This is a genomic window from Rhodococcus sp. T2V, assembly GCF_029269925.1.
Classification (GTDB): domain Bacteria; phylum Actinomycetota; class Actinomycetes; order Mycobacteriales; family Mycobacteriaceae; genus Rhodococcus_F; species Rhodococcus_F koreensis.
On sequence record NZ_JARJBD010000569.1, the window covers coordinates 1 to 312 of the forward strand.

Here is a 312-nt window from a genome sequence, read left to right on the forward strand (position 1 = left end):
CCGCATCAAACTCCGCCACCTATATCCCAACACTTAGCCGCGACAGTCTACTAGTAGCGTGTCGCTGCTTAGTTCCGGCCTGTTTTCGTTGCAAGGTTGTGGCGGCGACCTCCAAGTCAAAATCCGCGGCCACCGCATCGAACTCGGCGAAATCGAAGCCACCCTCACCACCCACCCCGACATCACCCACGCCGCGGTGACGGTACACTGCAACAACACGAACTACAGCCCTTCGACGGACAGATCTTCGGCTACCCCCTAGGCCCCTTGGCTGTCCATCGAATGACGTCCGCCCCATCCTTGCTCGTGCGG

General features: G+C 59.9%; 1 protein-coding gene. It reads left to right on the forward strand.

What is annotated here, in order from left to right; all coding sequences use genetic code 11:
* The first annotated feature begins 58 nt into the window (after window positions 1-58).
* Window positions 59-262 carry a hypothetical protein gene (locus P3H15_RS55440; RefSeq protein WP_276144967.1) on the forward strand — a complete coding sequence of 68 codons (204 nt, stop codon included), beginning with the start codon at window positions 59-61 and terminating at the stop codon, window positions 260-262.
* Window positions 263-312 lie beyond the last annotated feature (50 nt).